This is a genomic window from Mesorhizobium sp. 1M-11 (assembly GCF_001303895.1).
Classification (GTDB): Bacteria; Pseudomonadota; Alphaproteobacteria; order Rhizobiales; family Rhizobiaceae; genus Mesorhizobium.
Genome location: NZ_LJSD01000034.1, coordinates 67,672 through 92,259, shown reverse-complemented (window position 1 = coordinate 92,259; position 24,588 = coordinate 67,672). Strand labels below are relative to the sequence as shown.

The following is a 24,588-nucleotide window of genomic DNA, read 5'->3' as shown; positions in this document are numbered from 1 at the left end:
CCCCCGCCGTTTCAGGCCGCCGCGACCCGCATCGCCGCGCGCTCGCCTGCCTTGCGCCCCGAAGCCTTCAACGTGCCCCGGGCGCCGTCCAACACACCTGGCGCCAGTTCCAGCGCCAGGAGGCGATCGCGCTCATAGGGGCCAGGCATCGCCAACCGGCCGGTCTTCTCGGCCGAAAAGCCGAAACGCGCATAATAAGGCGCATCGCCGACCAACAGGATCGCCCTGTGGCCAAGGCGAGCCGCTTCAGCGACGGCATGATGCATCAGCGCCGAACCGATGCCTGCGCTCTTGACCGTCGGATCGACAGCGAGCGGGCCTAGCAGCAGCGCGGCTCCACCGTGGTCGCCCAGCCGCACGTCCCACAACCGCACCGTTCCGACGACAACACCGCCTTCGTTGCGCGCAACAAACGCCAGCCCCTCGGACGGGCGGCGGCCGCGACGCAGCTTTTCCGACGATTTGCGCTTGCGTCCCACACCCATGGCACGGTCGAGCAGCGCCTCACGCGCCGCGATATCGGCACCGGTTTCGGCGGTGATGATGATGGCAGGCAAGGCTGCCGGCAGGGTTTTGGCAATGTCCATTTCCGCGATCCTTCACAAGCGGAGGTCTGTTCCACAAGCGAACCCACCGCCGGTGCGAGGTGCACCGGCGAGCGGGGTGATCTGACGCGCTCTCGCCCGTCAGATCACGTAGGATCGGAGGGGCTCGAAGCCGTTGAACGCGACCGCCGAATAGGTGGTCGTGTAGGCGCCGGTGCCCTCGATCAGCACTTCGTCGCCGATGGTGAGCGAGAGCGGTAGCGGGTACGGCGCCTTCTCGTACATCACATCGGCAGAATCGCAGGTCGGGCCGGCGAGCACGCAGAGTGCCTTTTCGTCCTCGTCACGCGCGGTCACGATCGGGTAGCGGATCGCCTCGTCCATCGTCTCGGCGAGACCGCCGAACTTGCCGATGTCGAGATAGACCCAGCGCACATTGTCGTTGTCCGCCTTCTTCGAGATCAGAACGACTTCCGACTTGATGACGCCAGCATTGCCCACCATGCCGCGGCCCGGCTCGATGATGGTTTCAGGGATGTCGTTGCCGAAGTGCTTGCGCAGCGAACCGAAGATCGCCTGGCCGTAGGCCTGCGCCGCCGGCACGTCCTTCAGGTAGCGGGTCGGGAAACCGCCGCCCATGTTGACCATCTTGAGCACGATGCCTTCCTCGGCCAGTGTCGCGAACACGCGCTTGGCGTCGGCCAAGGCACGGTCCCAAGCTGTCAGGTCGGTCTGCTGCGAACCGACGTGGAACGACACGCCATAGGCATCGAGGCCGAGCTTCCTGGCATGGCGCAGGACGTCGACGGCCATCGCCGGCACGCAGCCGAATTTGCGCGACAGCGGCCATTCGGCGCCTTCGCCGTCGGTCAGCACGCGGCAGAACACGCGAGCGCCTGGAGCGGCGCGCGAAACCTTCTCTACCTCTTCGACGCTGTCGACGGCGTAGAGACGGATACCGAGCGCATAGGCCCGGGCGATATCGCGCTCCTTCTTGATGGTGTTGCCGAAGGAGATGCGGTCCGCGGTTGCACCCGCGTCCAGCGCCATCTCGACCTCGGCAACCGACGCGGTGTCGAAGGACGAACCCATCGCAGCAAGCAGGCGCAGGATTTCCGGCGCCGGGTTTGCTTTCACCGCGTAATAGATCTTGGAATCGGGCAGCGCCTTCTCGAAGGCGCGGAAATTGTCGCGCACGACGTCGAGGTCGACGACAAGGCAAGGGCCTTCCGGACGTCGGGTGGCGAGGAAGTCGAGAACACGTTGCGTAGCCATAGGACTCTCCATCGCGCCTCGCGGCACGTGCAAAGGTGCGTAACGCGGGCTTCGGCCTCGCGAACACGCGGTCAAACAAAGGCGGGACGAAAATCCAATAGCACCAGCCGGTGGAGACCCCGGAGCCATTGAAAGCCGTCTCGCGGCGATGGACCTAGCCTTGCCCGGCTACGATCCGCTTTGTCTGCCTTGGCTTGGATGGGAGTTCCCAACCGCACTGCCGGCAATGAGGGTGTGCCTCTTCAGTAACCCCGGTCTATGGACAACCGGAAAACACCAGAAAGGCCCGCACCGTCGTTGCTTCAAGACGTCCTCGGATCGGCGGTTGGCCGCTGAACCGACCGGGCTCGTTACTTCCCGGGTACCGTCCCGATATCCTCGCCATTCGAGGGTCGGGGGACGCCCACAGGCACGTGCGACTTTGGGCAAGCGCGATATAGGCGCGCATGCTTTCACAATCAATTAAAATCGAACCCCGGCTTGAAAAAAATCCGCTGTCGAACGACTGTGGACGCACCGTATCCAGATATTGAACGATGCCCCAGCAGAACGACCGCTTCAACGCCTTCCTCGATCTCAGCCAAGCCCCTGTTTCCCATGCACAATCCGGACCGTTGGCCGGACTGACGCTGGCGGTTAAGGATATTTTCGACGTTGCCGGTTATGTCACCGGCTGCGGCAATCCGGACAGGGCGGAAACCGGCCAACCGGCGCCTTCGACGGCGCCAACGGTGCAGAGGCTGCTCGACGCCGGTGCGCGATTCGTCGGCAAGACGCAGACCGATGAACTCGCCTTCTCGCTGATGGGACAGAACGCCCACCTTCCGCATCCCGTGAACCCAGCGGCACCGGACCGCGTCACCGGCGGTTCCTCATCCGGTTCGGCCGCAGCGGTTGCGGGCGGGCTCGCCGACATCGCCACGGGCTCCGACACCGGCGGGTCGATCCGCGCTCCGGCCAGCTTCTGCGGCCTGGTCGGCCTGCGCACCACGCACGGCGCGATCTCCTTGCAAGGCACCATGCCGCTGGCCCCAAGCTTCGACACCTTCGGCTGGTTCGCCAGGGATATCCATATCTACGAGAAGGTGGCGCAACTGCTGTTCGGAGCAAGCAATGCAGCGCTCCCCTCACGCGCATTTCGTCTCTCGACCCTCGATGTCCTCCTGCTCGGTAAAGCCGAGGCAGAGGAGTATCGCCGCATGATCGGGGCAATCGCGCCTGTTCTGGGCAAGCCACAGGACGCCCCTGCCCTCACCCACGGTCTCGATGAACTCTACTGGTGTTTCCGCAAGCTGCAGGCGCATGAAGCCTGGGACTCGCACGGTGCCTGGATATCCGAAAAAGATCGACGTCTCGGTCCCGGGGTAAAGGAACGTTTTGCCTTCGGAGCCAGCATCGACGCTGCGACGGTAAAGAAAGAAACCGCGCATCGAAATGCATTCCGTACTGAATTGGCCGACCGCCTCGGCGATGACGGCATTCTCGTTTTGCCGACGGTGCCGGGCGCGGCGCCGCTCGCCGCCTCGAGCTTCGAGGAAACCCAGACCTATCGCGAGCGCGCCCTGCATCTGCTCTGCCTGTCCGGCCTCTCCGGCTTCCCGCAACTGACCTTGCCGCTGGGCATGGTCGATGGCGCGCCCTTCGGCATTTCCCTGCTCGGCCCGGCCGGCAGCGACCTTGCCTTGATCCGACTTGGGCGGCGCATTCTCGAAACGACCGGAAAGGCCTGACGCCATGGACACCCTCACCCGGATGCGCGCCTTTATCGACGTGGTCGAGGCGGAAGGCTTTTCGGCAGCCGGGCGCAAGATCGGCCGCTCCAAGGCGCTGCTTTCCAAATATGTGCGCGAGCTGGAAGACGAACTCGGTGCGCTGCTGCTCAACCGTACCACGCGCCAGTTCTCGCTGACGGAAGCAGGTCACACTTACTATCGTCGCGCTTCCGAGATCGTGCGCGAGATCGACAGCCTGTCCGATGCGGTGCGTGACAGTTCCGGCGACGTGCGTGGCAGGATCAAGCTGACCGCGCCGCGCACCATGGCCGATGCGGCGGTTGGTCAATCCATGATCGACTTCGCCAAGCAATATCCGGACGTTTCGCTGGAAGTGCATCTCGACGACCGTTTCGTCGATCTGGTCGAGGAAGGTTTCGATCTGGCCATCCGCATCACCCGGCTGGAAAACTCCTCGCTGATCGCCCGCAAGCTGGCCCCCTTCTCGCTCAAGCTGTGCGGTTCGCACGAACTGATCGCCAAATACGGCAAACCGACCCGCCCGCAGGACCTGGCGCATATGCCCTGTGTGGTCGACACAAATGGCCGCTGGGCGTCGAACTGGCCGTTCCGCGACGATGATGGCGACATCACCAGCATTCCGATCAGCGGCCCGATGATGGTCAACAGCCCGATCACCACCCGCATGGCCGCGCTGGACGGACTTGGTTTTGCACTGCTGCCCGATTTTATCGCCGCACCCGAAATCAAGAGCGGCCGGCTGGTGTCGTTGCTGGAAGACCGCATCGACTTCAACGGCGGCATCTTCGCCGTCTATCCGCACCGCCGCTATCTGCCCGCCAAAGTGCGCGTCTTCGTCGACTTCATGGTGCAGTGGTTCAAGACACACGAAACGTCGTGAAGACCTGCGCGCCGGAAATGTGATAACATTTTCGTAGCTCGGTCCCATTTTCGCCCGGTTTCTGCTAACCCTCAGGCCGCATCAACACTGGGGAATCGCCACCGGCCATGCACGTTCGGGCATCGACAGCCACCATGGCCGCAACTTCAGAGCGTTTCCGGTTTTTTCGGAAACGCGGAAACACTCCAGCTCTTGGTTCTTTCGCAATTCCGGACGCAAAACCGCTATGCACTTTTGCTGGAATTGCTCTGGGCGTGCTTCTCGCCGGCACGACGCCGGCGCTTGTCCATCCGCACGTCTTTGCCGAAGCTCGCCTGGACGTCGTGCTTTCTCCCGACCACCAGTCCATCGCCGCACTGCGCCACCTATGGCGCTTCGACGAGCTGTTTTCCTCCACCGTGCTGATGGAGTTCGACAAGAACTCCGACCTGAAGCTGGACGATGCCGAACTGAAGGAAGTGGCGAACACCATCAAGGCATCGCTTGCCGAATACAATTATTTCCAGATGGTCACGCTCGACGGCAAGGACATCAAGATGAAGGCGCCGCCCGAAATCGTCGCCTCCTTCGACAACAATCAGCTGATCGTGCTTTTCGAGGACCAGCCCCAGGAGCCGATCAAGCTGAAGGGCAAGATCGATCTCGGTGTCTATGACCCGACTTTCTACACTGCCATCGATTTCACCGACGACGCCAACCTGTCGGTGAAGGATCTGCCGGCCTCGTGTGCACGCGCGGTGGTGCGGCCCGATCCCGATACGGCGATCGCCCAGAACCAGAAAACGCTCACCGAGGCCTTCTTCAACGACCCGACAGGCACGGACATGAGCAAGATATTCGCCACCAAGCTCGAGCTGAACTGCCGCACGGAAGGGTGATTTGATGGACAGGACGACGACCCGCCTGATCTTCTGCCTGCTCGGCGTCGCCTTCATCACCGCGGCCGGCCATGCTCATGCGCAGAGTTCGCTCGGCATCGGCACCAATGATGCCATGACGCCGACCACCGGCCTGTTCGCGGGCTTCCTGAACTGGGTCAACCTGCATCAGCAGCGTTTTTACCATGCCCTTGCCGGCGCCATCAAAGAGATGCGGCAGGATGGCTCGAAGCTGTGGCTGCTGATCGGCCTGTCGTTTCTCTACGGCATCTTCCACGCCGCCGGCCCCGGTCATGGCAAGGCGGTGATTTCTTCCTACATGCTGGCCAATGAGGTGGCGCTGCGGCGTGGCATCCTGCTCTCGTTCATCTCCGCTTTCCTGCAGGCTTTGACAGCGATCGTGGTGATGCTGCTCGCTTATTTCGTGCTGCGCGGCACCTCCATCTCCATGACCGACACGGCCTGGTTCCTGGAGATTGCTTCCTACGCCTTTGTAACGGCTTTTGGCGCCTGGCTGCTGTGGCGCAAGCTCGGTCCATCGCTGATGCGTCTGCTTGGAGTGGCACCGGCCTACAGCCTCTCGGCCGCACATGCCGGCCACCCACATGGTGGCCATGCCCATTCCGCCCACACTCATGACCATGCCGCGCACGATCATCACAATCATCATGCCCACGAACATCATGCGCATGATCACCACGATCACCATCACGGTCACGGTGAAGTCTGTGAAACCTGCGGCCATTCGCACGCGCCGGACCCGACCCTGCTTTCCGGCGATCGCTTCGATTGGCGCACGGCCTGGACGGCCGTCGCTGCCGTCGGCATCCGCCCATGCTCCGGCGCGCTGATCGTGTTGTCCTTCGCCTTCCTCAACGGGCTGTGGGCCGGCGGCATCCTGTCAGTGCTGGCAATGGCGGTCGGCACCGCGATCACCGTTTCCATCCTGGCAACGCTGGCGGTCACGGCAAAGGATTGGGCAGTGGCGCTTGCGGGCGACGGCCGCCTCGGCAATCAGGTCCATTCGGCCATCGAAATCGGCGGTGCAGCGCTGGTCTTCCTGTTCGGGCTGATCCTGTTGACCGCCAGCCTCGGTGCCTGATCATTCCTCCCGACGAGAGAGAAGAGCGCAACGGCTTCGCGGCGATTTGCGTCCGGAATTGCGTAGAAACAAAGAGCTGGAGCGTTGCCGCTAGAAGCGGGAACCCTCTAGCGATCGGCACGCGGGTATTCAATCCCCTCGTTGGCCGCGGTTTCGTCCACGCAGCCAGAACACCATGAAGAAGGCGACGACGAACAGAACCGCAAAAATGCCGGCGAGTATCGTCGAGTAATGGCCGATCGCCAGCATGATGGTCGGCAGATAATAAGCGGTCACGCCGAACAGCAGCATGATCGACAGCGCCGCGATCGCGGCGCTCTTGTTTTCAGGACTCATCATCACTCCGGACCAAGCTGCACTTCCCGCCCGGATGGTTAGCACAGCCGACGCTCTAATGCAGGTGCCTGGGCTGCGATGTGACGCCACGGACCTCGTCACGCCTGCGGCCGTCTTCTGCGCGGCGGTCGAAATCGATTTCGATGGTCGCATGGCTGATGCCGTGGCGGGTGAGCAGTCGGTGCCTGATGACATCGACGGCAACGTGCGCATCCAGCCCGTCCATCAGCCTTGCATGCAGCGTTGCCATATTGCTGGCGCCGTCGATCGACCACAGATGCACATGATGGATTTCGCGGATGCCTTTGATGGAGGTCTGCAGGTCCTGGGCGATCAGGTCGCGATCAAGGCCCGCCGGCGAGCCTTCCAGAAGCACATGCGCGGCTGCACGCATGAGGTTCCAGGCAGTTGACAGGATCAGCACCGCCACCAGAACCGACAGGATCGGATCGATCCGCGTCCAGCCCGTCGCCATGATGACCAGTGCGGCAACGATTGCAGCCAGCGAACCCAGCAGATCGCCCAGAACATGCACGATGGCACCGCGCATGTTGAGGCTTTCGCGGCTTCCGCCGTGCAGGATCATGAAGCCTACGATGTTGACCGCGAGTCCAAGAAGGGCGACCACGAGCATCGGGCCACCAAGCACGGGCGGTGGTGCCTGGAAGCGTTGCCAGGCCTCGTAGCAGATCCATATGGCTACGAGAAAAATCGCCAGGCCGTTGGTGTAGGCAATGAGGGTCTTGACCCTGCCATAGCCATAGGTGTGCCGGCCCGTGGGCGGCCTGTCTGCGAGATGGAAGGCATACCACGCCAGCGCCAGCGCAATAGCGTCGGTGAACATGTGGCCGGCATCGGCAAGCAGCGCCAAGGAACCGGTGAGCAACCCGCCGATCACCTCCGCAACCATGAAGCCGCCGGTCAGTATTGCAGCAATCAGCACGCGCTTCTTGTCGGAAGATTCGTGCGAATCTCCCCCGGCGCCATGGCTATGGCCATGTGCACCTTGCGTATCTGAATGATCATGACCCATTAGCCGGCCCTGTTTGAGGCCGAACTTAATTCAACTCATTTGGATATTAAAGTATCCGATGATCGTGTTTTCATTGGCACAGAGGAATTTCCCCAGCCGCCAAAATTTCCACCGCTGGAATAACTATATCGAAGCTTGGAAATCCTCCAGTCGGCGTTTTTGCTGGCCTTTTTCGTCGAAATTCTCTGGGTCGAGCCAAGCTTCGTAAGCTTTCTTGAGCGCGGGCCATTCCTTGTCCACGATGGAATACCATGCCGTGTCGCGGTTCTCGCCCTTTACCACCAGATGCTGGCGGAAAATGCCCTCGAACTTGAAACCGAATCGCTCCGCGGCCCGTTTCGAAGGCGCATTGTTGTTGTTGCATTTCCATTCGTAGCGGCGATAGCCAAGTTCATCGAAGGCATAGCGGGTGAACAGGAACTGCGCTTCGGTCGCAGCCGGCTTGCGTGAAATCAGTGGCCCCCAATAAATGTTGCCGATCTCGATGACGCCATGGGCGGGCTCGATACGCATCAGCGTCTGGCGACCGGCGATCCTGCCGCTCGCCTTGTCGATCACCGTAAAATAAAGCGGGTCCGGGCTGGCCTCCGCCTTCTCGAGCCAGGGCTGGAAGTCCTGGCGTTTCTCGGGCGCGAATTCCGGCAGCCAGCGGAAGCGGCCATCGGCATCGCTGACTGAAGATGCCTCGAACAATCCGTCGCCGTGGCGAGCGGCATCGAGCGGTTCAAGCCGCACGTAGCGACCTTCCAGCACCGTGCGTTCGGGGCGCGGACGCGGCTGCCAGTTCTTCAGATCCTCGGTCACTATCGGCTCCATATTAGGCGATTTTGAAGAATTATTGCATCTATGGGTGGTCGCAACCGTCTCTAAGTGCGACCTTTGGTCTAAGATCGATGCAATAATTCTTCGAAATCGCCTTGTTTGACAGGGCCTCTCCACCCTTCCAAAAAACATAAGCCCGCAACTAGCACCAGCTGGACCAACAAAATGATCCACACAATCCCTGCCTTCGACCGCCTCGGCGAGGAAAACGCTTTCGCGGTCCTCGCCCGCGCCACCGCGCTCTCTGAGCAGGGACGCGACATCGTCAATCTCGGCATCGGCCAGCCGGATTTCCGCACGCCGGGGCATATTGTCGAGGCGGCAATCAAGGCATTGCGCGACGGACGTCATGGCTACACGCCGGCCACGGGCTTGCAGGCCACGCGTGAAGCCGTCGTACGGCGCACGCTGGCGACAACCGGCGTCGAGGTTTCGCCGGACAATGTGATGATCCTGCCGGGAGGCAAGCCCACCATGTTTGCCGCCATCCTGATGTTCGGTGAACCAGGCGCCGATATCCTTTATCCGGATCCCGGCTTCCCGATCTATCGCTCGATGATCGAGTTCACCGGCGCGCGGCCTGTCCCGGTGCCGATCCGCGAGGAACATGGCTTCGCTTTTTCAGCGGAAGAGACGCTGGCGTTGATTACGCCGGCCACCCGTTTGCTTATCCTGAATTCGCCGGCCAACCCGACCGGCGGCGTCACCCCGCGCACCGAGATCGAAAAGCTGGTGAAGGGTCTGGAGAAGCATCCGCATGTCGCCATCCTTTCCGACGAGATCTACGACGTCATGACCTATGACGGCGAGACGCACGCGTCTCTGCTGCAGTTTCCGGAAATCCGCGACCGGCTGATCGTGCTCAACGGGTGGTCGAAGACCTGGGCAATGACGGGCTGGCGCATGGGCTGGTCGATCTGGCCGAACGGCGAGAAGGGCGCGCATCTTTACGACAAGGTGCGCAAGCTGGCGGTCAACTGCTGGTCCTGCGTGAATGCGCCCAGCCAATACGCCGGCGTCGCGGCCATAGACGGACCGCAGGACGAGGTCGAGGCGATGATGCGGGCCTTCGACCGGCGCCGCAAGCTGGTGGTGGAAGGCCTGAATGAACTGCCGGGCATTTCCTGCATCACGCCGAAAGGCGCTTTCTACGCCTTCCCCAACATCTCTGGCACCGGCTGGCCGGCCAAGAAATTGGCCTCGGCGCTGCTGGAGGAAGCCGGCGTGGCGCTGATCGGCGGACCGGATTTTGGCGTGCTCGGCGAAGGGTATATGCGGCTGTCCTACGCCAATTCGGAAGAGAATATTCTCCGGGCGCTGGAGCGCATCGGTAATTTCCTCGCCGCGAATGCGAAGAAGGAGGACACGGCATGAAGCGCGTGGCCGCCATCGGATTTGCAGCGTTCGCCATGATCGGCGCGGCAATGTCTCCCGGCCTTGCCGACGAGCCGGCAAAGGCGTGCGGCGGGATAAGGGGCCTGACCTGCGGCGCTGGCCAATTCTGCGAGTTCCCGACCGAAACCCAGTGCGGCCGCGCCGACCGTATGGGCATTTGCATGCCGAAACCAGAAATCTGCACCGAAGAATATCGGCCGGTTTGCGGCTGCGATGGCAAGACCTATGGCAATGACTGCGCACGCCGGGCCGCGGGTACCGCCAAACTCAAGGACGGCGAGTGCTGATCCCCCTGGAGGAAACAAAAAGGGCGGTCATTGGCGACCGCCCCGATCTGAACCAGCTTGGGAGGAGGAAAGCCGATCCGACTGATTAAAATGATGCGCTTGACTGGTTAACGAAAGATTAACGCTTCAGGGCAGCGCCTACCACTTGGTGTTGGGGCCAGCAGACGAAACGGGCTCCTTCGCTGCGGAGACGGTTGCCTCGATGTGGTCGACCAGCTTGTCGTCCAGCCCGAGCCTTCCAGCCAGCATGTCGAGATAGCCGCGCTCGGCGCGCGTATCCGGCTCGATGGCCAGGCGCGAAGCGGTGTAAAGCTCGATCTTCTGCGCTTCGTTCCGGGCGGCCGAAGCGAGTGTATCGATGTCAACGGGGGCAGCCAGCGCTTCCTTCAGGAACGCGGTTGCCTCGGCGCCAAGGCCGGAAAGGCTGACCTTGTCGATGATTTTGCCGCGCTCTTCCTCGTCGATGCGTCCGTCGGCCTTCGCGGCGGCGATCATGGCACGCACGATGGTGAGTGCGAATTCGCCCTCGCCCTGCGGCGCCTGCGCGGGATCGAAACTGTCACCTGCCGGCGGTGGCAGGAGCTCCGGCTCTTTCGCCGCCTCGGCAGGCTGCTGCCCAGCCTTGTAGTTCTGGTAGGCCTTGTAAGCGAGGCCGCCGATGGCGGCGAGACCACCAAGTTTGACGGCTGTTCCAGTGACCTTGCGCCCCGGGCCGGTGCCAAGCAGCACGGCGGCCAGAGCACCAGCGGCAAGCGGGTTGTCCTTCGCCATCTGCACGGCCTGTCCGGCCTTGTCACGCACCGTTCCCGCGGTTCCGGGAACCTGCGAACTCAGAAGATCGTCGAGCAGTTTCTTGGGGTCGAACATCAATGGCTCCAGCTAAAGCAATTCCAGCAAAAGCGTGTAGCGGTTTTGCGTTTGGAATTGCGTAAAAACAAAAAGTTAGAGCGTTTCCGCGTTTCCGTGAAAAACGGAAACGCTCTAGGCTCGGCGGTTGATCCCGCAGAGTTAGGCCCGCGAAGGCGACATTACAATGATGTTCTAAAGTTCGGTCGAACCTTTCGCCTCAAGAATGGTGGCTTTCAGGGTCGCGAAATGACGTGCGGAGCGTATGTCCGAGCGAGCCGACCTGACCTGAACGACACGCCTTAGCTGCCGATATGCCGTCCCTCGCCACGCTGCTCGGCAAGCTCCACCTGGCGCTGGCGCTCGGCGTAGCGGGCTCGATCATCATCGCTTCGCTCTTCATGGCAGTGCGGGCAGGAAATACCTTGCTGATAGTGTGGCGAAGTTCGCTCCTGCGGCGTCAGCGGATGCCGGCAGGCGCGGCAGAGTTCCGCCTCGCCTTCCGCCAGCCCGTGCGAGACCGAGACGCGCTCGTCGAAGACAAAACATTCGCCCTTCCAGAGGCTCTCTTCCCGCGGCACATCCTCCAGATATTTCAGGATACCGCCCTTGAGGTGGAACACCTCGTCGAAGCCGAGTGACTTCACATAGGCCGTCGCCTTCTCGCAGCGTATGCCGCCGGTGCAGAACATGGCGATCTTCTTGCCTTCGAGTTCCGCGCGGTGCTCATGCGCCCATTGCGGGAACTCGCGGAAGCTCTTCGTGTGTGGATCGACCGCATTCTCGAAAGTGCCCAGCGTCACCTCGTAGTCATTGCGCGTGTCGATGACGACCGTGTCGGGATCGGAGATCAACGTGTTCCAATCAGCAGCCTCGACATAGGTGCCGACGGCGCGAAGCGGGTCGATATCTTCCACACCCATGGTGACGATCTCACGCTTCAGCCGCACCTTCATGCGATGAAACGGCATCTCGGCGGCCGAGGAATATTTGACTTCCAGGCCAACGAATTCAGGCATCGCCTCCAGATAGGCGATGAGTTCCGCAATGGCTTCTTCTGTACCGGCAACGGTGCCGTTGATACCTTCATGTGCCAGAAGCAGCGTTCCCTTGATGTCATGCCCACAGCAGAAGGCAGCAAGGGGCTGGCGCAACGCCTCATGGTCGGCGAGGCGCACGAAACGGTAGAGCGCAGCGACACGGAAAGGAGAAGCGGACAGGTTCATGACCGGTGCCCTACCGCCTTGCCCCGGAATTTTCAATGCAGACCGGAAAGGCCAAGGATTCCAGAAGCATCGGTCGCCCCCAACATATAGGTCGAGTTACCCAAATGTTCATCCGCGACCGGTAAGGTCGGTTGACATTGGCTCCCTTCAAGGGGAGTGGGGAACGCATGTTCAGCAAGCAAACAGCGGACGAAATCGAAAAGGCAGCGCGGGAATTCGGGCTGGAACCCAAGGCTCTGCTTGCCATTGCCGAGGTGGAAAGTGCCGGCCAGGTCTTCGCCAAGGTCGATGGGCGCAACGAACCATTGATCCGTTTCGAGGGCCACTATTTCGACCGACGGCTTTCGGGGGCGATACAGGAAAAGGCCCGCTCGGCAGGCCTCGCCTCCCCCAAGGCCGGCGCGGTCGCCAACCCGCGCAACCAGGCTGCGCGCTGGCAATTGATCGAGCAGGCCGCGAAGATCGACCGCGCGGCGGCTTATGAATCGACATCCTGGGGGCTTGGCCAGGTCATGGGTGCGCACTGGCAGTGGCTGGGTTTCGAAACCGTCGACGGCCTCGTCGAAGAAGCACGGTCGGGGGCGGCCGGCCAGGCACGGCTGATGGCGCGCTACATCGACAAATCCGGGCTCATCACGGCGCTGAACGCCCACGACTGGGAAGTCGTGGGCCACGGCTACAACGGCCCCGGATTTGCCAAGAATGGCTATCACCTGAAACTGGCGGAAGCCTACAGGCAGCAGGTCGAGGGACCGGCACCAGGCGACCGGCTGATGAAGATCGGCTCGCGTGGAGAACTGGTCACGGAGTTGCAGGAAGCTCTGGTTGCCCTAGCTTATGTTGTCGATACGGACGGCATCTACGGTCCTGGCACAGCCGGCGCAGTGAGCAAATTCCAGGAGGAACATGGCCTTGCCGCCGACGGTATTGCCGGTCAGGTGACCCAGGCCGCCATCGGCAAGGCGCTACAGGATGCCAAGGGCGGATCGTCGCTTTGGGGCTGGGTGGCCAGACTTGTCGGCGGGATCTGGAGAATGCGCCGCGCATGACTTGCCAGCGGCCGAACCTAGCCGACACAGTGTCATCATGAGGCCGTAGACGTGAGAAATACGGTCTGTTAAATCGATTGAAAAATTACAAGGGCGCAAGAGAGCGAAAAAACATGACCAGCAAGACCCAGAAACTCCTTTCGCTGCTTGACGGCCAGCCGGTCATTCCCGTGATCAAGATCGCCGATGCCAAGGATGCCGTGCCGCTGGCACGCGCGCTGGCGCACGGCGGCCTCCGGGCGATCGAGATCACATTGCGCACCGATGCCGCACTCGAGGCAATCCGCCGCGCGGCTGCGGAGGTGGAAGAGGCGGTTGTCGGCGCCGGCACCATTCTGAATGCCCGCCAATTCGAGGAAGCATCCAAGGCCGGCTCGCAATTCATTGTCAGCCCAGGCATCACCGGCCAGTTGCTCTCGGCCGCCGCCGACAGCCCGGTGCCGCTGCTGCCCGGGGCGATCACACCTGGCGAAATCATGGCCGCGCGTGAAGCCGGGCTCGACTTCCTGAAGTTCTTCCCGGCAGAACAGGCAGGTGGAGCAGCCTTCCTCAAGGCATTGGCTTCGCCGATCGCCGACGTGAAATTCTGCCCGACCGGCGGCATTGGCGCCAAGAACGCCAACGACTATCTCAGCCTTCCCAATGTGATCTGCGTCGGTGGCTCCTGGGTTGCTCCTGACGAGATGGTCAAGGCCGGCGACTGGGCCGGCATCGAGGCGCTGGCGCGCGAAGCGAGCAAACTGCGGAAGATCTAGCGCGAAGGAAAGGCCCCAGCCCAGCCTGTGGCGCTGGTGCCCCTCGAGGGGCACCAGATCTTCCAATTCGTCTTTGGGAAAGCGGACTCTTACCCCAAAAATAAAAAACCGCGCCTCGCGACGCGGTTTCATATCTCATAGGGGTCCAGCCCTTATTTGGTCGGGAAGCGGGCCACCGACATGAACTTCACCGCGGTTCCGGTGAAGCGGTTCGAATCCGCCATCTCATTGGCGGTCTGGAAGCCGGTCGTATAGACCTCGCTCGGTGCCGTGCGAACCACGTTATACGCCATCCGCGGCGCAGTGGTGGAATCGGTCACCTTGGCGATCTGCTCATTGCCCTGCAGCGCCCAGCGCGCCACCTTGGGTGCTGCCGGAACGACCACGGATTTGGTGTCGGGCTTTGCATCATGTGCGCTGGCGCGTGATTCCTTGCGCGTCGTCTTCACGTTGCCGCCCATCGCCGCAGCGGGATCGGAGCCAGCCGGACGGCTTGCCACGGCAGTGCGCGGAGTGGCCGCGTCAACACCGGACGGATCGTTGAAGGCCGAACGCGGCGTTGGCAGGGCGGCGACCTGGTAGCTGTCGGTAGAGGACTGCTCCAGGACAGCCTTGATCTCGTCGGGACGCTCGGTCGGCAGCATCGCCAACGCATCGGTCGCCGTCTGCTGCCCATCACGCTTGGCAGTCTCGGCCAGCGCGAGCAGCACCGATTCCTGGTTCGGCTCGGCCGCACCCGGCGCCTTGGGACGCCATGTCGGCACCGGAACATTGCCGGCCACGGCCTGTTCGCCAGCAGCCGGCATGGCTTCGGCAGTCGGAGCCACCGCATTCGGGTCGGCCATGCCGAAGGGCACGTTCTCGGGCGTGACGGGCGCTGCAGCTGCCACCAGGGTGGGCTGCTCCGCCTGTTGGACGGCGCTGGCATCGGCTACACCGAACGGAACGGTTTCAGGCGTTGGCGCACTCGGGGGCGTCTGCAGGCCGACATCGGTCTTCGGGCGCGGCGCGGCGCCGGGCAGCGGCACGGCGCGTGCAGGCAGTGCAGCCAGGATCGTCTCTGGCGTCTCCTGCTTTGGCTCCTCGGCCAGCTGCGGCTCTTCCGTCGTCTCGGCTGTGGCCGGAACTTCGGCACGCTGTGCGTTCTCGGGCGAAACGATGGTGATGCCCGGCAGCTTACCCTTGGCCGTCGCGGCAGGTTTCATAGCCGCCTTCGGCTTCGGCGCCGGAGCCATGGCGACATCGGCCGTATCTTCTTCTTCGTCCTCGCCGCCACCAAAGAACGCAGCCAGGAAGCCGCCCGACTTGCGGCTCGAGCCGCCAGCGCTGGCAAGCTCGATGTTCGGCGTTCCGCTGGATTTGCGCGCCTTGTAGGAAGCCATTGCCTGCTCGTAACCGGGCAGCGGCCGGCCGTCGCTCGGCACGTGCAGCGTCTTGCCGTTCGGGAACAGACGCGCAAGCTCCTGCCGGCTGATGCCCGGCCAATGGCGCACATTGCCTATGTCCATATGCACGAATGGCGAGCCGGAAGTCGGATAGTAGCCGACGCCACCGCCCTGCATCTTGAGGCCGATGTCGCGTAGCTTCTTCAGCGGCACGCCTTCGATATAGAAGTCCATTGCCTTGCCGAGGATGTGCTGGCTCTTCTCGGCGACGCCGCTGCGGCGGCTGCGCGATTTCAGCATGGCGTTGGTGGACGGCGCGCGGTAGCCGCAGATCACCTGGATATAGCCGCGCGAACCGCTCTGGCGATAGGCCTCCCAGACCAGATCCATCAGGCGCGGATCCATCTTGGTCGGCTCGTTGCGGCGCCAGTCGCGCAGGAAGTAGTTCAGCTTCTTGAGACCGGACTGATCGTAACGGCCGTTGCGCTTGAAGACGATCTCATCGACTTCGCCGGTATGCAGATTGCGCAGCTTGAGCGCACGGACCTCGGCGCTGGCCGTGCCTGCCGAAACGGCCAGAAGGCCGAAAGCCATCACCGCGCCGGTCAGCCACTTCTGCCAGACGCTCAATGAGGATGGACGCCTGTTCTGGTGTCGTTCGATTCTGCTCAAATCAAATGGCCTTGCAGACTGCCGTTTGTCCCCGGATTTGACCAAACGGATGTGGTTGGATTCACATCCGATAATCGATCCTAATGGTTAATTGACGCTTATTGAAGCTGAAATGCGGTGACACCATGGCGATATCCCGCCCAAAATGCAGCTCCTCAGCTCGTGGTAAACCACTGGTTTATACCAGGAAACTCACCCAAGGCTTGCGCGGGATTCAGGAAGCCATTTTTTCCGCGCGCCCGGTTTCCGGGTCTATGCCGTACTCTTTGAGCTTTCTGTACAGCGTAGAACGCCCGATGCCAAGCCGTCTGGCCACCTCGCTCATCTGGCCGTTGTAGTGATCGATGGCGAGCCTGATCATCTCCAGTTCGACCTCGGCAAGTGAGCGGACATTGCCGCGCTCGTCCAGCGCAGTCAGCGTACCGAACCTTGGTTCTATCCTCGGCAAGCGGTTGGAAGCCACTTCCGCGGCAATTGGTCTCTCCGGGGATCGCTCCGGCTCGATGGCGACCTCGCCCGGCAGTTCGAGCACGACAGATGGCGCCTCCAGCACCACCGTGCCTTCCACCTGAGCGCGGATTTGTGGAAACTCTTCGGGCGTCAGCACCTCGCCTTCGGCGAGCACCGACGCCCGATAGATGGCATTTTCCAGCTGGCGGATATTGCCTGGCCAGTCATAGGCCTGAAGCATGGCCAGTGCGGCGTCTGAAATTGACAGACGCCGGCGCGGGCCGACCGGCGATACCTTGTCCATGAAATGTCGGACGAGAAAGGGAACATCCTCCTTGCGGTGACGCAAAGGCGGAACCAGAATCGGGAAGACATTGAGGCGATAGAACAGATCCTCACGGAAACGGCTGTCCTTCACCTGCTGCAGCAGGTCGCGATGCGTGGCCGAGATCAGGCGGATATCGACCTTGACCGTGGAGCGGGCGCCGACTGGATCGACTTCACCTTCCTGCACCGCACGCAGCAGTTTTACCTGCACGTCGAGGGGCAGGTCGCCGATTTCGTCCAGGAACAGTGTGCCGGTATGGGCTTCCACGAACTTGCCGGTGTGCTTTTCGGTGGCGCCGGTGAAGGAGCCCTTCTCATGGCCGAACAGGATCGATTCGACCAGATTGTCGGGAATCGCGCCGCAATTGACGGTGACGAACGGTTTCGTCCTGCGGTCACTGCTGCCCTGTATGGCCCGGGCCACCATTTCCTTGCCGACACCGGACTCACCTTCGATCAGGATCGGGATCGAAGACGCCGCTGCCTTCTGGCCAAGCCGGATTACCCGCTCCATCGAAGAACTGCGCGTGGCGAGATCCTTGAAAGTAAGCGTTTGGCCAAGACGGCGCGACGAGCGCTTCACCGCGACCTCGACTTCTTCCACCTTGAGCGCACTTGTGATCGCCGCATTCAGACGCTCTGGCGAGGCTGGCTTGACGACGAAATCGAAGGCGCCATGACGCATCGCCTTCACCACGGTTTCGATGCCGCCCTGGGCGGTCTGCACGATGACAGGGATACGGATGTCGCGTTCGCGCATCGCCTGCAGGACGGCGATACCGTCCATGCCCGGCATGGCGAGGTCGAGCACCACCACGGAAACCTCGCGTGCATCGGGTCCGTCCATCACGGCCAGGCCCGTCTCGCCGTTTTCGGCGGTGAGCGCCGAATGGCCGAAACGGCCCACCGCTGCCTCCACCAGCCTGCGTTGAACCGGATCGTCGTCGACGATGAGGATGGAACCTGTCATGAGTGTCGCGAATTCGCCCCTGCCCTATGGATCATCTTGGCACAGGGTTCTAAATAAGCTTTCAAAAAAGCCGGTGAACGAATTGCTTAGAAGTTGACCGGCTTCGCGCCACATTTCCGGAAGGTGTTGGAATGCATACTTTTTTCGGCCGGCTGCATGCGCCGGCTCAATCCGGTCGCAAGGCGCTGGAACTCGGCAACCTGCCCGAGTGGAACCTCGCCGACCTCTATCCCGGTATGGATGCCCCGGAATTGAAGCGCGACATTGCGAAGGCCGGTGCCGATGCCGCCGCCTTCGAGAGCCGCTGGAAGGGCACGCTGGCGGCAGAGGCCGCGCGCGGCGCCGAGGGCAAACTCGGCGAAGCACTGAAGGCCTATGAAGCGCTGGAAGAACTGGTCGGCAAGATCGTCTCCTACGCCGGCCTGGTCTATGCCGGCGACACCTCCGACCCGCAGCGCGCCAAGCTTTATGGCGACGTGCAGGAAAAGATGACGGATGCGTCCTCGCATCTGCTCTTCTTCGGTCTGGAATTGAACCTCGTCGAGGACAAGGCCATCGAGCTGGCGCTCGATACCGATCCTGGCTTTGGCCACTACCGGCCGTGGGTGCTGGATTTGAGGAAAGACAAGCCCTTCCAGCTGGAAGATCGTATCGAGCAGCTGTTCCATGAAAAGTCGGTCACCGGGCGCGGCGCCTGGAACCGTCTGTTCGACGAGACGATGACGGAACTGCGCTTCGACATCGACGGCGAAAAGCTTACGCTGGAACCGACCCTGAACCGGCTGCAGGACGCCGACGGAGCGGTACGCCGACAGGCTTCGGAGGCATTGGCTGCCACCTTCGCCAAGAACCTGCGCACCTTCACGCTGATCACCAACACGCTCGCCAAGGACAAGGAAATCTCCGACCGCTGGCGCGGCTTCGAGGACATCGCAGACTCCCGCCATCTCGCCAACCGCGTCGAACGCAGCGTCGTGGATGCGCTGGCAAGCGCCGTTCGGGACGCCTACCCGCGCCTGTCGCACCGCTATTATCGCATGAAGGCACGCTGGCTCGGCATGGACGAGATGAACCACTGGGACCGCAACGCGCCGCTGCCAGAAACACCACAAGCGACCATATCGTGGGACGAAGCCCGGAACACCGTACTGTCAGCCTACCAGCGCTTCTCGCCGGAGATGGCCGACATCGCGCGCCAATTCTTCGACCGCAACTGGATCGATGCCCCCGTCAGGCCCGGCAAGTCGCCCGGCGCCTTTGCGCATCCCACCGTGCCGTCTGCCCATCCCTATGTGCTGTTGAATTACATGGGCAAGCCGCGCGACGTGATGACGCTAGCGCACGAACTCGGCCATGGCGTGCACCAGGTGCTGGCGGGTGGCCAGGGCGCGCTGATGGCCTCCACGCCACTGACCCTGGCCGAGACAGCTTCGGTCTTCGGCGAGATGCTGACCTTCCGTTCGCTGCTCGACAGGACCGAGGACCGTCGCGAGCGCAAGGCCATGCTCGCCCAGAAGGTCGAGGACATGATCAACACGGTCGTGCGCCAGATCGCTTTCTACGAATTCGAGCGCAAGGTGCATACCGAGCGCAAGAACGGCGAACTGACCTCCGACCAGCTCGGCAAGTTCTGGCTGGAAGTGCAGGCCGAAAGCCTCGGGCCCGCGATCAAGCTGCGCGAAGGCTACGAAACCTTCTGGACCTACATCCCGCACTTCATTCATTCGCCGTTCTATGTCTACGCCTACGCCTTCGGCGACTGCCTGGTGAACTCGCTCTACGCCGTGTACCAGAACGCCGAGCGCGGCTTTCAGGAGAAGTATTTCGACATGCTGCGTGCCGGTGGCACCAAGCATCATTCGGAACTCCTGAAGCCCTTTGGGCTGGATGCCAGCGACCCGGCCTTCTGGCAGATCGGGCTTGGCGTCATCTCCAATCTGATCGACGAGCTGGAAGCGCTGGACTAGAGCCTTTCCGCTTTTTCTCCGAAAAGCGGAAAGGCTCCAGCTCTTTGTTTTTACGCAATTCCGGACGGAAAACCGCTACACACTTTTCCTGGAATTGCTCTAAGGCGCCTTGCGTTCAGCCTCTCGGGGGATACCGCCCGAAAGGCCAAGCGGGGTGGGGGTAGTGGAAAAATTGACAGCGTCCCGTTTCGCACTCTTCCGCGACGACCCGGCCGGCCGCGACGTGCTGTTCGAGGAACCGGCCGCGCTGATCGTCGCCGAGGAAGCTCAGGAATTCGAGTCGGCACTGGAAAAGGCTGAAGCTGCGCGCCGCGCGGGCAAGTGGCTGGCCGGCTATTTTTCCTACGAGGCCGGCTATCTGCTCGAGCCAAAGCTGAAGCCGCTTCTGCCCGAAGGCCGGCGGGCGCCGCTGATGGCGCTCGGTGTTTTCGACAAGCCATCCGACCGCACCCTGCCCTCGGCCCAGCCCGCCACCAATGGGCCGATTTTCGACGCTACCGCGCAATGGTCCTATGCGGACTATGAAAAGCGCTTTGCCCGCCTGCATCGCCATTTGCGCAAGGGCGATTGCTACCAGGGCAACCTCACCTTCCCCATCAACGCGCATTGGTCGGGCGATCCGCTTGCCGCTTTCAACGCGCTGACGGCCCGCCAGCCGGTGAAATACGGCGCGCTCGTCTCGCTGGCAGGCCCCACTATACTCTCACGCTCGCCGGAGCTGTTCTTCCACGTCGACACCGACGGCTGGATCGAAACACATCCGATGAAGGGCACCGCACCGCGCGGCAAGACACCGGAAGAGGACGCCGCGCTCAAGGACTTCCTGCGCAACGACGAGAAAAACCAGGCTGAAAACCGCATGATCGTCGACCTGCTGCGCAACGACATCTCGCTGATTTCGGAGGTTGGCACGCTCGACGTGCCCGATCTCTTCCGCATCGAAAGCTACCCGACCGTGCATCAGATGGTCTCGACGGTACGTGCCAGGCTGCTGCCGGATCTTACCATCCGAAGCATTTTTGCCGCCCTCTTCCCTTGCGGCTCGATCACCGGCGCGCCGAAGATCCGCGCCATGGAGATCCTGCGCGAGTTGGAAGAAACGCCACGCGATGCCTATTGTGGCGCAATCGGCTGGATCGCGCCCAATGGCACGATGCGCTTTTCGGTCGCCATCCGAACCATCTCGCTCTTCGCCAATGGCGAGGCCGTCTACAATGTCGGCGGCGGCGTGGTGTTCGATTCCACGGCGGAGGAGGAGTATGAGGAGTGTCTGCTGAAAGCCCGCTTCGCGACGGGATCGCTCCCGGCTTCACGCTGATCGAGACGCTGCGTTGGGAGCCTGAAACCGGCTTCATGCGCCTGAAGCGGCACCTTGCGCGATTGGCCGCCTCGGCTACGACACTCGGCTTGCGCCACGACCCGGTAGCGGCGCGTGCTGCCCTCGAAGGTACAATCGAAGGTGCGGCAGGGCCGCAACGCGTGCGCCTGACGCTTGCGGCTGACGGCGCGGTCGAGGTGACGACCCAGCCGTTCCAGCCCTTGCCGGACAGCACTGCCTGGATCTTGCGGCTGGCACGGACCCGGCTCTCCTCGCAAGACGCGCTGCTGCGCCACAAGACAAGCCGCCGCTATGCCTATCTGGCCGCCCGCGCGGAATACACCACCGCCGATGCCGACGAGGTCCTGCTCGCCAATGAGCGCGGCGAAATCTGCGAAGGCACCATCACCAACCTGTTCGTGGACACCGGCGATGGCGGCCCCTTGCTGACCCCGGCACTGATGTGCGGCCTGCTGCCAGGCATATTGCGTGGCGAATTTCTGGATCAAGGCAGAGCGCGCGAGGCGGTTCTAACCTTGGACGATCTGATTGATGCGAAGCAGCTTTACGTTGGAAATTCGCTGCGCGGACTGATCGCGGCAAAACTGGGCCGATAGCCTGCACGCCGACGAGAGGAGTACCAATGCCGATATGGCCGTCGGATCCATCACGAGTGTCTCACGCTATGGCCATCGTGCTTTCCATGGCAATGGCACTCGCCCTGCCCTTGCCGACGCGGGCAGAGCAGAACGTCAGATTGACACCCGACCAGATGCGCGAGGACCTTGTCGTGTTGCGCGATACATGGTTGCCGCGGGACAAAAGCTTCGACGACGCAAAGAAGCGCGATTTCGACCGCGTCATTGAAGCAACCTTCGCCAACGCAGACACCATGTCGGAAGCAGATTTCGCCCTTGCGATCCAAAAGGCAGCCGCGACATCAGGCAATGGCCATACAACAGCGGCGATCGGCGCGTTGCTGCGCGCCCTTCCCATTCGCGCCTGGTGGTTTGCTGATGGTCTTTATGTCGTCAGTACCGATGAAGCTCACAGGGCTCTGCTCGGCGCCCGGATTGAAAAGTTCGGTGCATTGTCCAGCGCAGAGGCGCTGGTGCGCGTTACACCGTTCATTTCCGGCACGGGCACGCGCGTGCGCTACCTCAGTGCGGCTTTCCTCACCAGCCCCGACGTGCTCAAGGCAATCGGCGTCAGTTCCGGCGACAGCGTCACGCTGACCGTTTCAAAGGACGACAGGACAAGTGAGGCGACGCTTGCGCCGGCAGCGAGCCGTGCCCCTGGCGACGAGGGACAACCGACCAAACGCGTCTATTCGATCCTGGTGCCGGCCGCGCAAGACAGTCCGAACCGCTGGCCGCACGTCCTGGACACCGTAGACACACATTCACCGGCCTACGCTGCCCGGGCCGACGTCGAGCAACATTGGCTCGCCTCCGACCAGCAGGTTCTCTACATCCGCAGCAATTCGATCAACAGCCTGGACGACAGATCGCTCCAACTGAAGCTAGGCGATGTCGTTGCGAATTCCGTGGTGGCAAAACGTCCCCGCGTCGTCATCGTCGACCTGCGCTTCAACAATGGCGGCGACCTCTTCAACACCATTCTCTTTTCCCAGGCCTTGCCGAAGCTCGTGCCGAGCGACGGTCGGGTCATGGTCCTGGTTGGTCGCGCGACGTTTTCGGCAGCCCTCGTTACTGCCGCGATGCTGAAGGGCGCGTCGCAAGGCAACGTCGTCCTCATTGGCGAGCCGATGGGCGACGAGGGTCGCTTCTGGGCCGAAGGCGACGACATCACACTTCCGAATTCCGGTATCAAGGTACACTACAGCGATGCCTTCGAGGATTACGAGAACGGCTGCCTCGATCCAGAGAAATGCTACTGGCCGACAGTCGCTTTCGGTCCGCGCGGCATCTCGCTGAAACCCGACATCCTGATCGACCCGACTTTCGCCGACTATGCAGCAGGCCGTGACCCAGTGCTCGAAAAAGCGCTTGATCTGGCCAAATAAACACGCCCGGGTCACCTGCGCACCCTGCGACGGCTCGCCGAAACCGTTTGCTGTGACCGCTTGAACTCGACCGCTGACTGGAGAAGACATGTTCGTCGTCAACCTCACCTACAAAGTGCCGCTTGCTGAGATCGATCGGTTGCGCGATGCGCATATGGAATGGGTAAAGGCAGGCTATGCAGACGGCGTCTTTATCGCCTCCGGCGCCAAACGTCCGCGCACCGGTGGCGTCATTCTCGCCCGCGGCACGCGCGAGGCACTCGATGCACGATTGGCAGAGGATCCGTTCACCAAAGCTGATGTTGCCGATTACGACGTGATCGACTTCGCCGCGACGAGCGCTGCCATCGGATTGGAAATGCTGAAAGAGCAATGACCGTGCAACGCCCCCTGCCTCCCCACACGCCTTACGACGGCTCGTCGAAGCCATTTGCGATCGGCCTGAAGCCGCTGGAGCTCGACCGCTGGCTGGAGGTCGACGGTTATTTCGGCACTCAATTGGCCGAAAAGCATCGCCTTTATGCTGAGTTGCCTGACAAGGTCTTCGTCGAAGAGACCGATACGCGCGACGCACAACGCGAAGTGCTTGAACTCGTCGAAACGCATATGGGCCAGTACCATGCGCCGGCGCTGGCCGAAGCACAGGCACGAGGTACCACCGGCCCAGCTTTGCTGGCTGATGCCCCACTGATGACCGCCTCGCTGATGGTGCAGGACGATCTCATCCTGATGCGCCGAAGCGACGACGGCTGGCGCCTCGCCGCCGGTTCGCTCTGCTTTCCTTCCTCGTGGTCCCTGACGGAGAAGTTCGGCAAGCCGCTACACCATATCCACGACCCCGTTCCGGGGTTCGGCACCGGCACGCGGCCGGCTGACATCATCAGCCGTATGTTCGACAATCTGCAGGGCCAGGCGGTGGAGCGCTTCAACTGGTCGGTTCAGGCCAATGATGCACTCTATCATCCCCTGTCGGACCGCCAGCGTATCTCCCGCTCCGCGGAACGGCAGTCGAATTTCCCGGATGGGGACATCAACGCGCACGCCTTCATCCGGGTCGAGCGGCAGACGTTGCGCAAGCTGCCTGTCTCACGCGACATCCTCTTCACCATCCGTATCTATCTCGACCCGCTGGCAGTGCTTGCCCGCCATCCCGACCGTGGGCGTATCGCCGCAGGCTTCGCCCGGCAGCTTGGCGAACTGGACGATGCGCAGCTCGACTACAAGGGCCTGACTGCGGACCGCGACCGGCTTGTGGCCTATCTTAACGGCCTCGCCGAAGGCTGATGGCGG

Annotated in this window: 23 protein-coding genes; 14 read left to right on the top strand and 9 right to left on the bottom strand. The window is 62.2% G+C overall.

Going from position 1 to position 24,588, the window contains the following annotated elements; all coding sequences use genetic code 11:
• Positions 1-11 precede the first annotated feature (11 nt).
• Entirely contained in the window at positions 12-587 is a 576-nt protein-coding gene (locus AO692_RS14860) for an N-acetyltransferase (RefSeq protein WP_054310825.1), read from the bottom strand.
• Positions 588-686: 99 nt separating this feature from the next.
• Complete coding sequence (odc2, locus tag AO692_RS14855; protein WP_054310824.1) at positions 687-1,820, bottom strand: ornithine/lysine decarboxylase; 1,134 nt, start codon at positions 1,818-1,820, stop codon at positions 687-689.
• A gap of 536 nt (positions 1,821-2,356) precedes the next feature.
• Here odc2 and AO692_RS14850 point away from each other — a divergent pair.
• The 4 genes from AO692_RS14850 to AO692_RS14835 all read left to right on the top strand — a co-directional run bounded on the left by AO692_RS14850 (position 2,357) and on the right by AO692_RS14835 (position 6,434).
• The gene (locus AO692_RS14850; protein WP_054310823.1) at positions 2,357-3,550 is read left to right on the top strand and encodes an amidase; all 1,194 of its coding nucleotides are present in this window, start codon (positions 2,357-2,359) and stop codon (positions 3,548-3,550) included.
• Between the two features lie 4 nt (positions 3,551-3,554).
• A complete protein-coding gene (locus AO692_RS14845) occupies positions 3,555-4,454 on the top strand; it encodes a LysR family transcriptional regulator (protein ID WP_054310822.1) in 900 nt (299 codons plus the stop codon).
• Between the two features lie 254 nt (positions 4,455-4,708).
• Positions 4,709-5,332 (top strand): DUF1007 family protein, encoded by a 624-nt coding sequence (locus tag AO692_RS14840; protein ID WP_244483369.1) that lies wholly within the window; start codon positions 4,709-4,711, stop codon positions 5,330-5,332.
• A gap of 4 nt (positions 5,333-5,336) precedes the next feature.
• Positions 5,337-6,434, top strand: a complete 1,098-nt coding sequence (locus AO692_RS14835) for a nickel/cobalt transporter (protein ID WP_054310835.1) — start codon at positions 5,337-5,339, stop codon at positions 6,432-6,434.
• Between the two features lie 129 nt (positions 6,435-6,563).
• Here AO692_RS14835 and AO692_RS14830 read toward each other — a convergent pair whose 3' ends face one another.
• The 3 genes from AO692_RS14830 to AO692_RS14820 all read right to left on the bottom strand — a co-directional run bounded on the left by AO692_RS14830 (position 6,564) and on the right by AO692_RS14820 (position 8,607).
• Positions 6,564-6,773, bottom strand: a complete 210-nt coding sequence (locus AO692_RS14830; protein WP_152979844.1) for a hypothetical protein — start codon at positions 6,771-6,773, stop codon at positions 6,564-6,566.
• Between the two features lie 52 nt (positions 6,774-6,825).
• Positions 6,826-7,713 (bottom strand): cation diffusion facilitator family transporter, encoded by an 888-nt coding sequence (locus tag AO692_RS14825; protein ID WP_244483368.1) that lies wholly within the window; start codon positions 7,711-7,713, stop codon positions 6,826-6,828.
• 213 nt (positions 7,714-7,926) lie between these two features.
• Complete coding sequence (locus AO692_RS14820) at positions 7,927-8,607, bottom strand: GNAT family protein (protein ID WP_054310833.1); 681 nt, start codon at positions 8,605-8,607, stop codon at positions 7,927-7,929.
• Between the two features lie 183 nt (positions 8,608-8,790).
• On the opposite strand from AO692_RS14820, the gene AO692_RS14815 reads away from it, so the two are divergent.
• Together AO692_RS14815 and AO692_RS14810 are read left to right on the top strand one after the other, a co-directional pair.
• Positions 8,791-9,999 carry a pyridoxal phosphate-dependent aminotransferase gene (locus AO692_RS14815; RefSeq protein WP_054310820.1) on the top strand — a complete coding sequence of 403 codons (1,209 nt, stop codon included), beginning with the start codon at positions 8,791-8,793 and terminating at the stop codon, positions 9,997-9,999.
• Positions 9,996-10,307 (top strand): Kazal-type serine protease inhibitor family protein, encoded by a 312-nt coding sequence (locus tag AO692_RS14810; protein WP_054310819.1) that lies wholly within the window; start codon positions 9,996-9,998, stop codon positions 10,305-10,307. The genes AO692_RS14815 and AO692_RS14810 overlap by 4 nt, the downstream gene beginning before the upstream one ends.
• Positions 10,308-10,445: 138 nt before the next feature.
• Here the strand turns inward: AO692_RS14810 and AO692_RS14805 are convergent, their stop codons facing one another.
• Positions 10,446-11,174, bottom strand: a complete 729-nt coding sequence (locus AO692_RS14805; protein ID WP_054310818.1) for a tellurite resistance TerB family protein — start codon at positions 11,172-11,174, stop codon at positions 10,446-10,448.
• A 281-nt stretch (positions 11,175-11,455) separates the two neighbouring features.
• A complete protein-coding gene (locus AO692_RS14800; protein WP_054310817.1) occupies positions 11,456-12,379 on the bottom strand; it encodes a rhodanese-related sulfurtransferase in 924 nt (307 codons plus the stop codon).
• A 167-nt stretch (positions 12,380-12,546) separates the two neighbouring features.
• Between AO692_RS14800 and AO692_RS14795 the strand changes: the two genes are divergently transcribed.
• Positions 12,547-13,428 carry an N-acetylmuramidase domain-containing protein gene (locus tag AO692_RS14795; protein WP_054310816.1) on the top strand — a complete coding sequence of 294 codons (882 nt, stop codon included), beginning with the start codon at positions 12,547-12,549 and terminating at the stop codon, positions 13,426-13,428.
• Between the two features lie 113 nt (positions 13,429-13,541).
• On the top strand, positions 13,542-14,183 hold the full coding sequence (locus AO692_RS14790; protein ID WP_054310815.1) for a 2-dehydro-3-deoxy-phosphogluconate aldolase: 642 nt from the start codon (positions 13,542-13,544) through the stop codon (positions 14,181-14,183).
• Between the two features lie 152 nt (positions 14,184-14,335).
• On the opposite strand, the gene AO692_RS14785 is transcribed toward AO692_RS14790, so the two are convergent.
• Entirely contained in the window at positions 14,336-16,162 is a 1,827-nt protein-coding gene (locus tag AO692_RS14785) for a DUF882 domain-containing protein (protein ID WP_161808074.1), read from the bottom strand.
• Between the two features lie 292 nt (positions 16,163-16,454).
• On the bottom strand, positions 16,455-17,987 hold the full coding sequence (locus AO692_RS14780) for a sigma-54 dependent transcriptional regulator (RefSeq protein WP_054310813.1): 1,533 nt from the start codon (positions 17,985-17,987) through the stop codon (positions 16,455-16,457).
• Positions 17,988-18,118: 131 nt separating this feature from the next.
• Here AO692_RS14780 and AO692_RS14775 point away from each other — a divergent pair, with 131 nt between their 5' ends.
• The 6 genes from AO692_RS14775 to AO692_RS14750 all read left to right on the top strand — a co-directional run bounded on the left by AO692_RS14775 (position 18,119) and on the right by AO692_RS14750 (position 24,582).
• On the top strand, positions 18,119-19,954 hold the full coding sequence (locus AO692_RS14775) for a M3 family oligoendopeptidase (RefSeq protein ID WP_054310812.1): 1,836 nt from the start codon (positions 18,119-18,121) through the stop codon (positions 19,952-19,954).
• Positions 19,955-20,117: 163 nt separating this feature from the next.
• Complete coding sequence (locus AO692_RS14770) at positions 20,118-21,272, top strand: aminodeoxychorismate synthase component I (RefSeq protein ID WP_152979843.1); 1,155 nt, start codon at positions 20,118-20,120, stop codon at positions 21,270-21,272.
• Positions 21,221-21,889 (top strand): aminotransferase class IV family protein, encoded by a 669-nt coding sequence (locus AO692_RS14765; protein WP_054310810.1) that lies wholly within the window; start codon positions 21,221-21,223, stop codon positions 21,887-21,889. Before AO692_RS14770 ends, AO692_RS14765 begins: the two co-directional genes overlap by 52 nt.
• Positions 21,890-21,957: 68 nt before the next feature.
• Positions 21,958-23,298, top strand: a complete 1,341-nt coding sequence (locus AO692_RS14760; protein WP_244483367.1) for a peptidase S41 — start codon at positions 21,958-21,960, stop codon at positions 23,296-23,298.
• A gap of 88 nt (positions 23,299-23,386) precedes the next feature.
• On the top strand, positions 23,387-23,674 hold the full coding sequence (locus tag AO692_RS14755; RefSeq protein ID WP_054310809.1) for a YciI family protein: 288 nt from the start codon (positions 23,387-23,389) through the stop codon (positions 23,672-23,674).
• Positions 23,671-24,582 (top strand): DUF3445 domain-containing protein, encoded by a 912-nt coding sequence (locus AO692_RS14750; RefSeq protein ID WP_054310808.1) that lies wholly within the window; start codon positions 23,671-23,673, stop codon positions 24,580-24,582. The genes AO692_RS14755 and AO692_RS14750 overlap by 4 nt, the downstream gene beginning before the upstream one ends.
• Positions 24,583-24,588 lie beyond the last annotated feature (6 nt).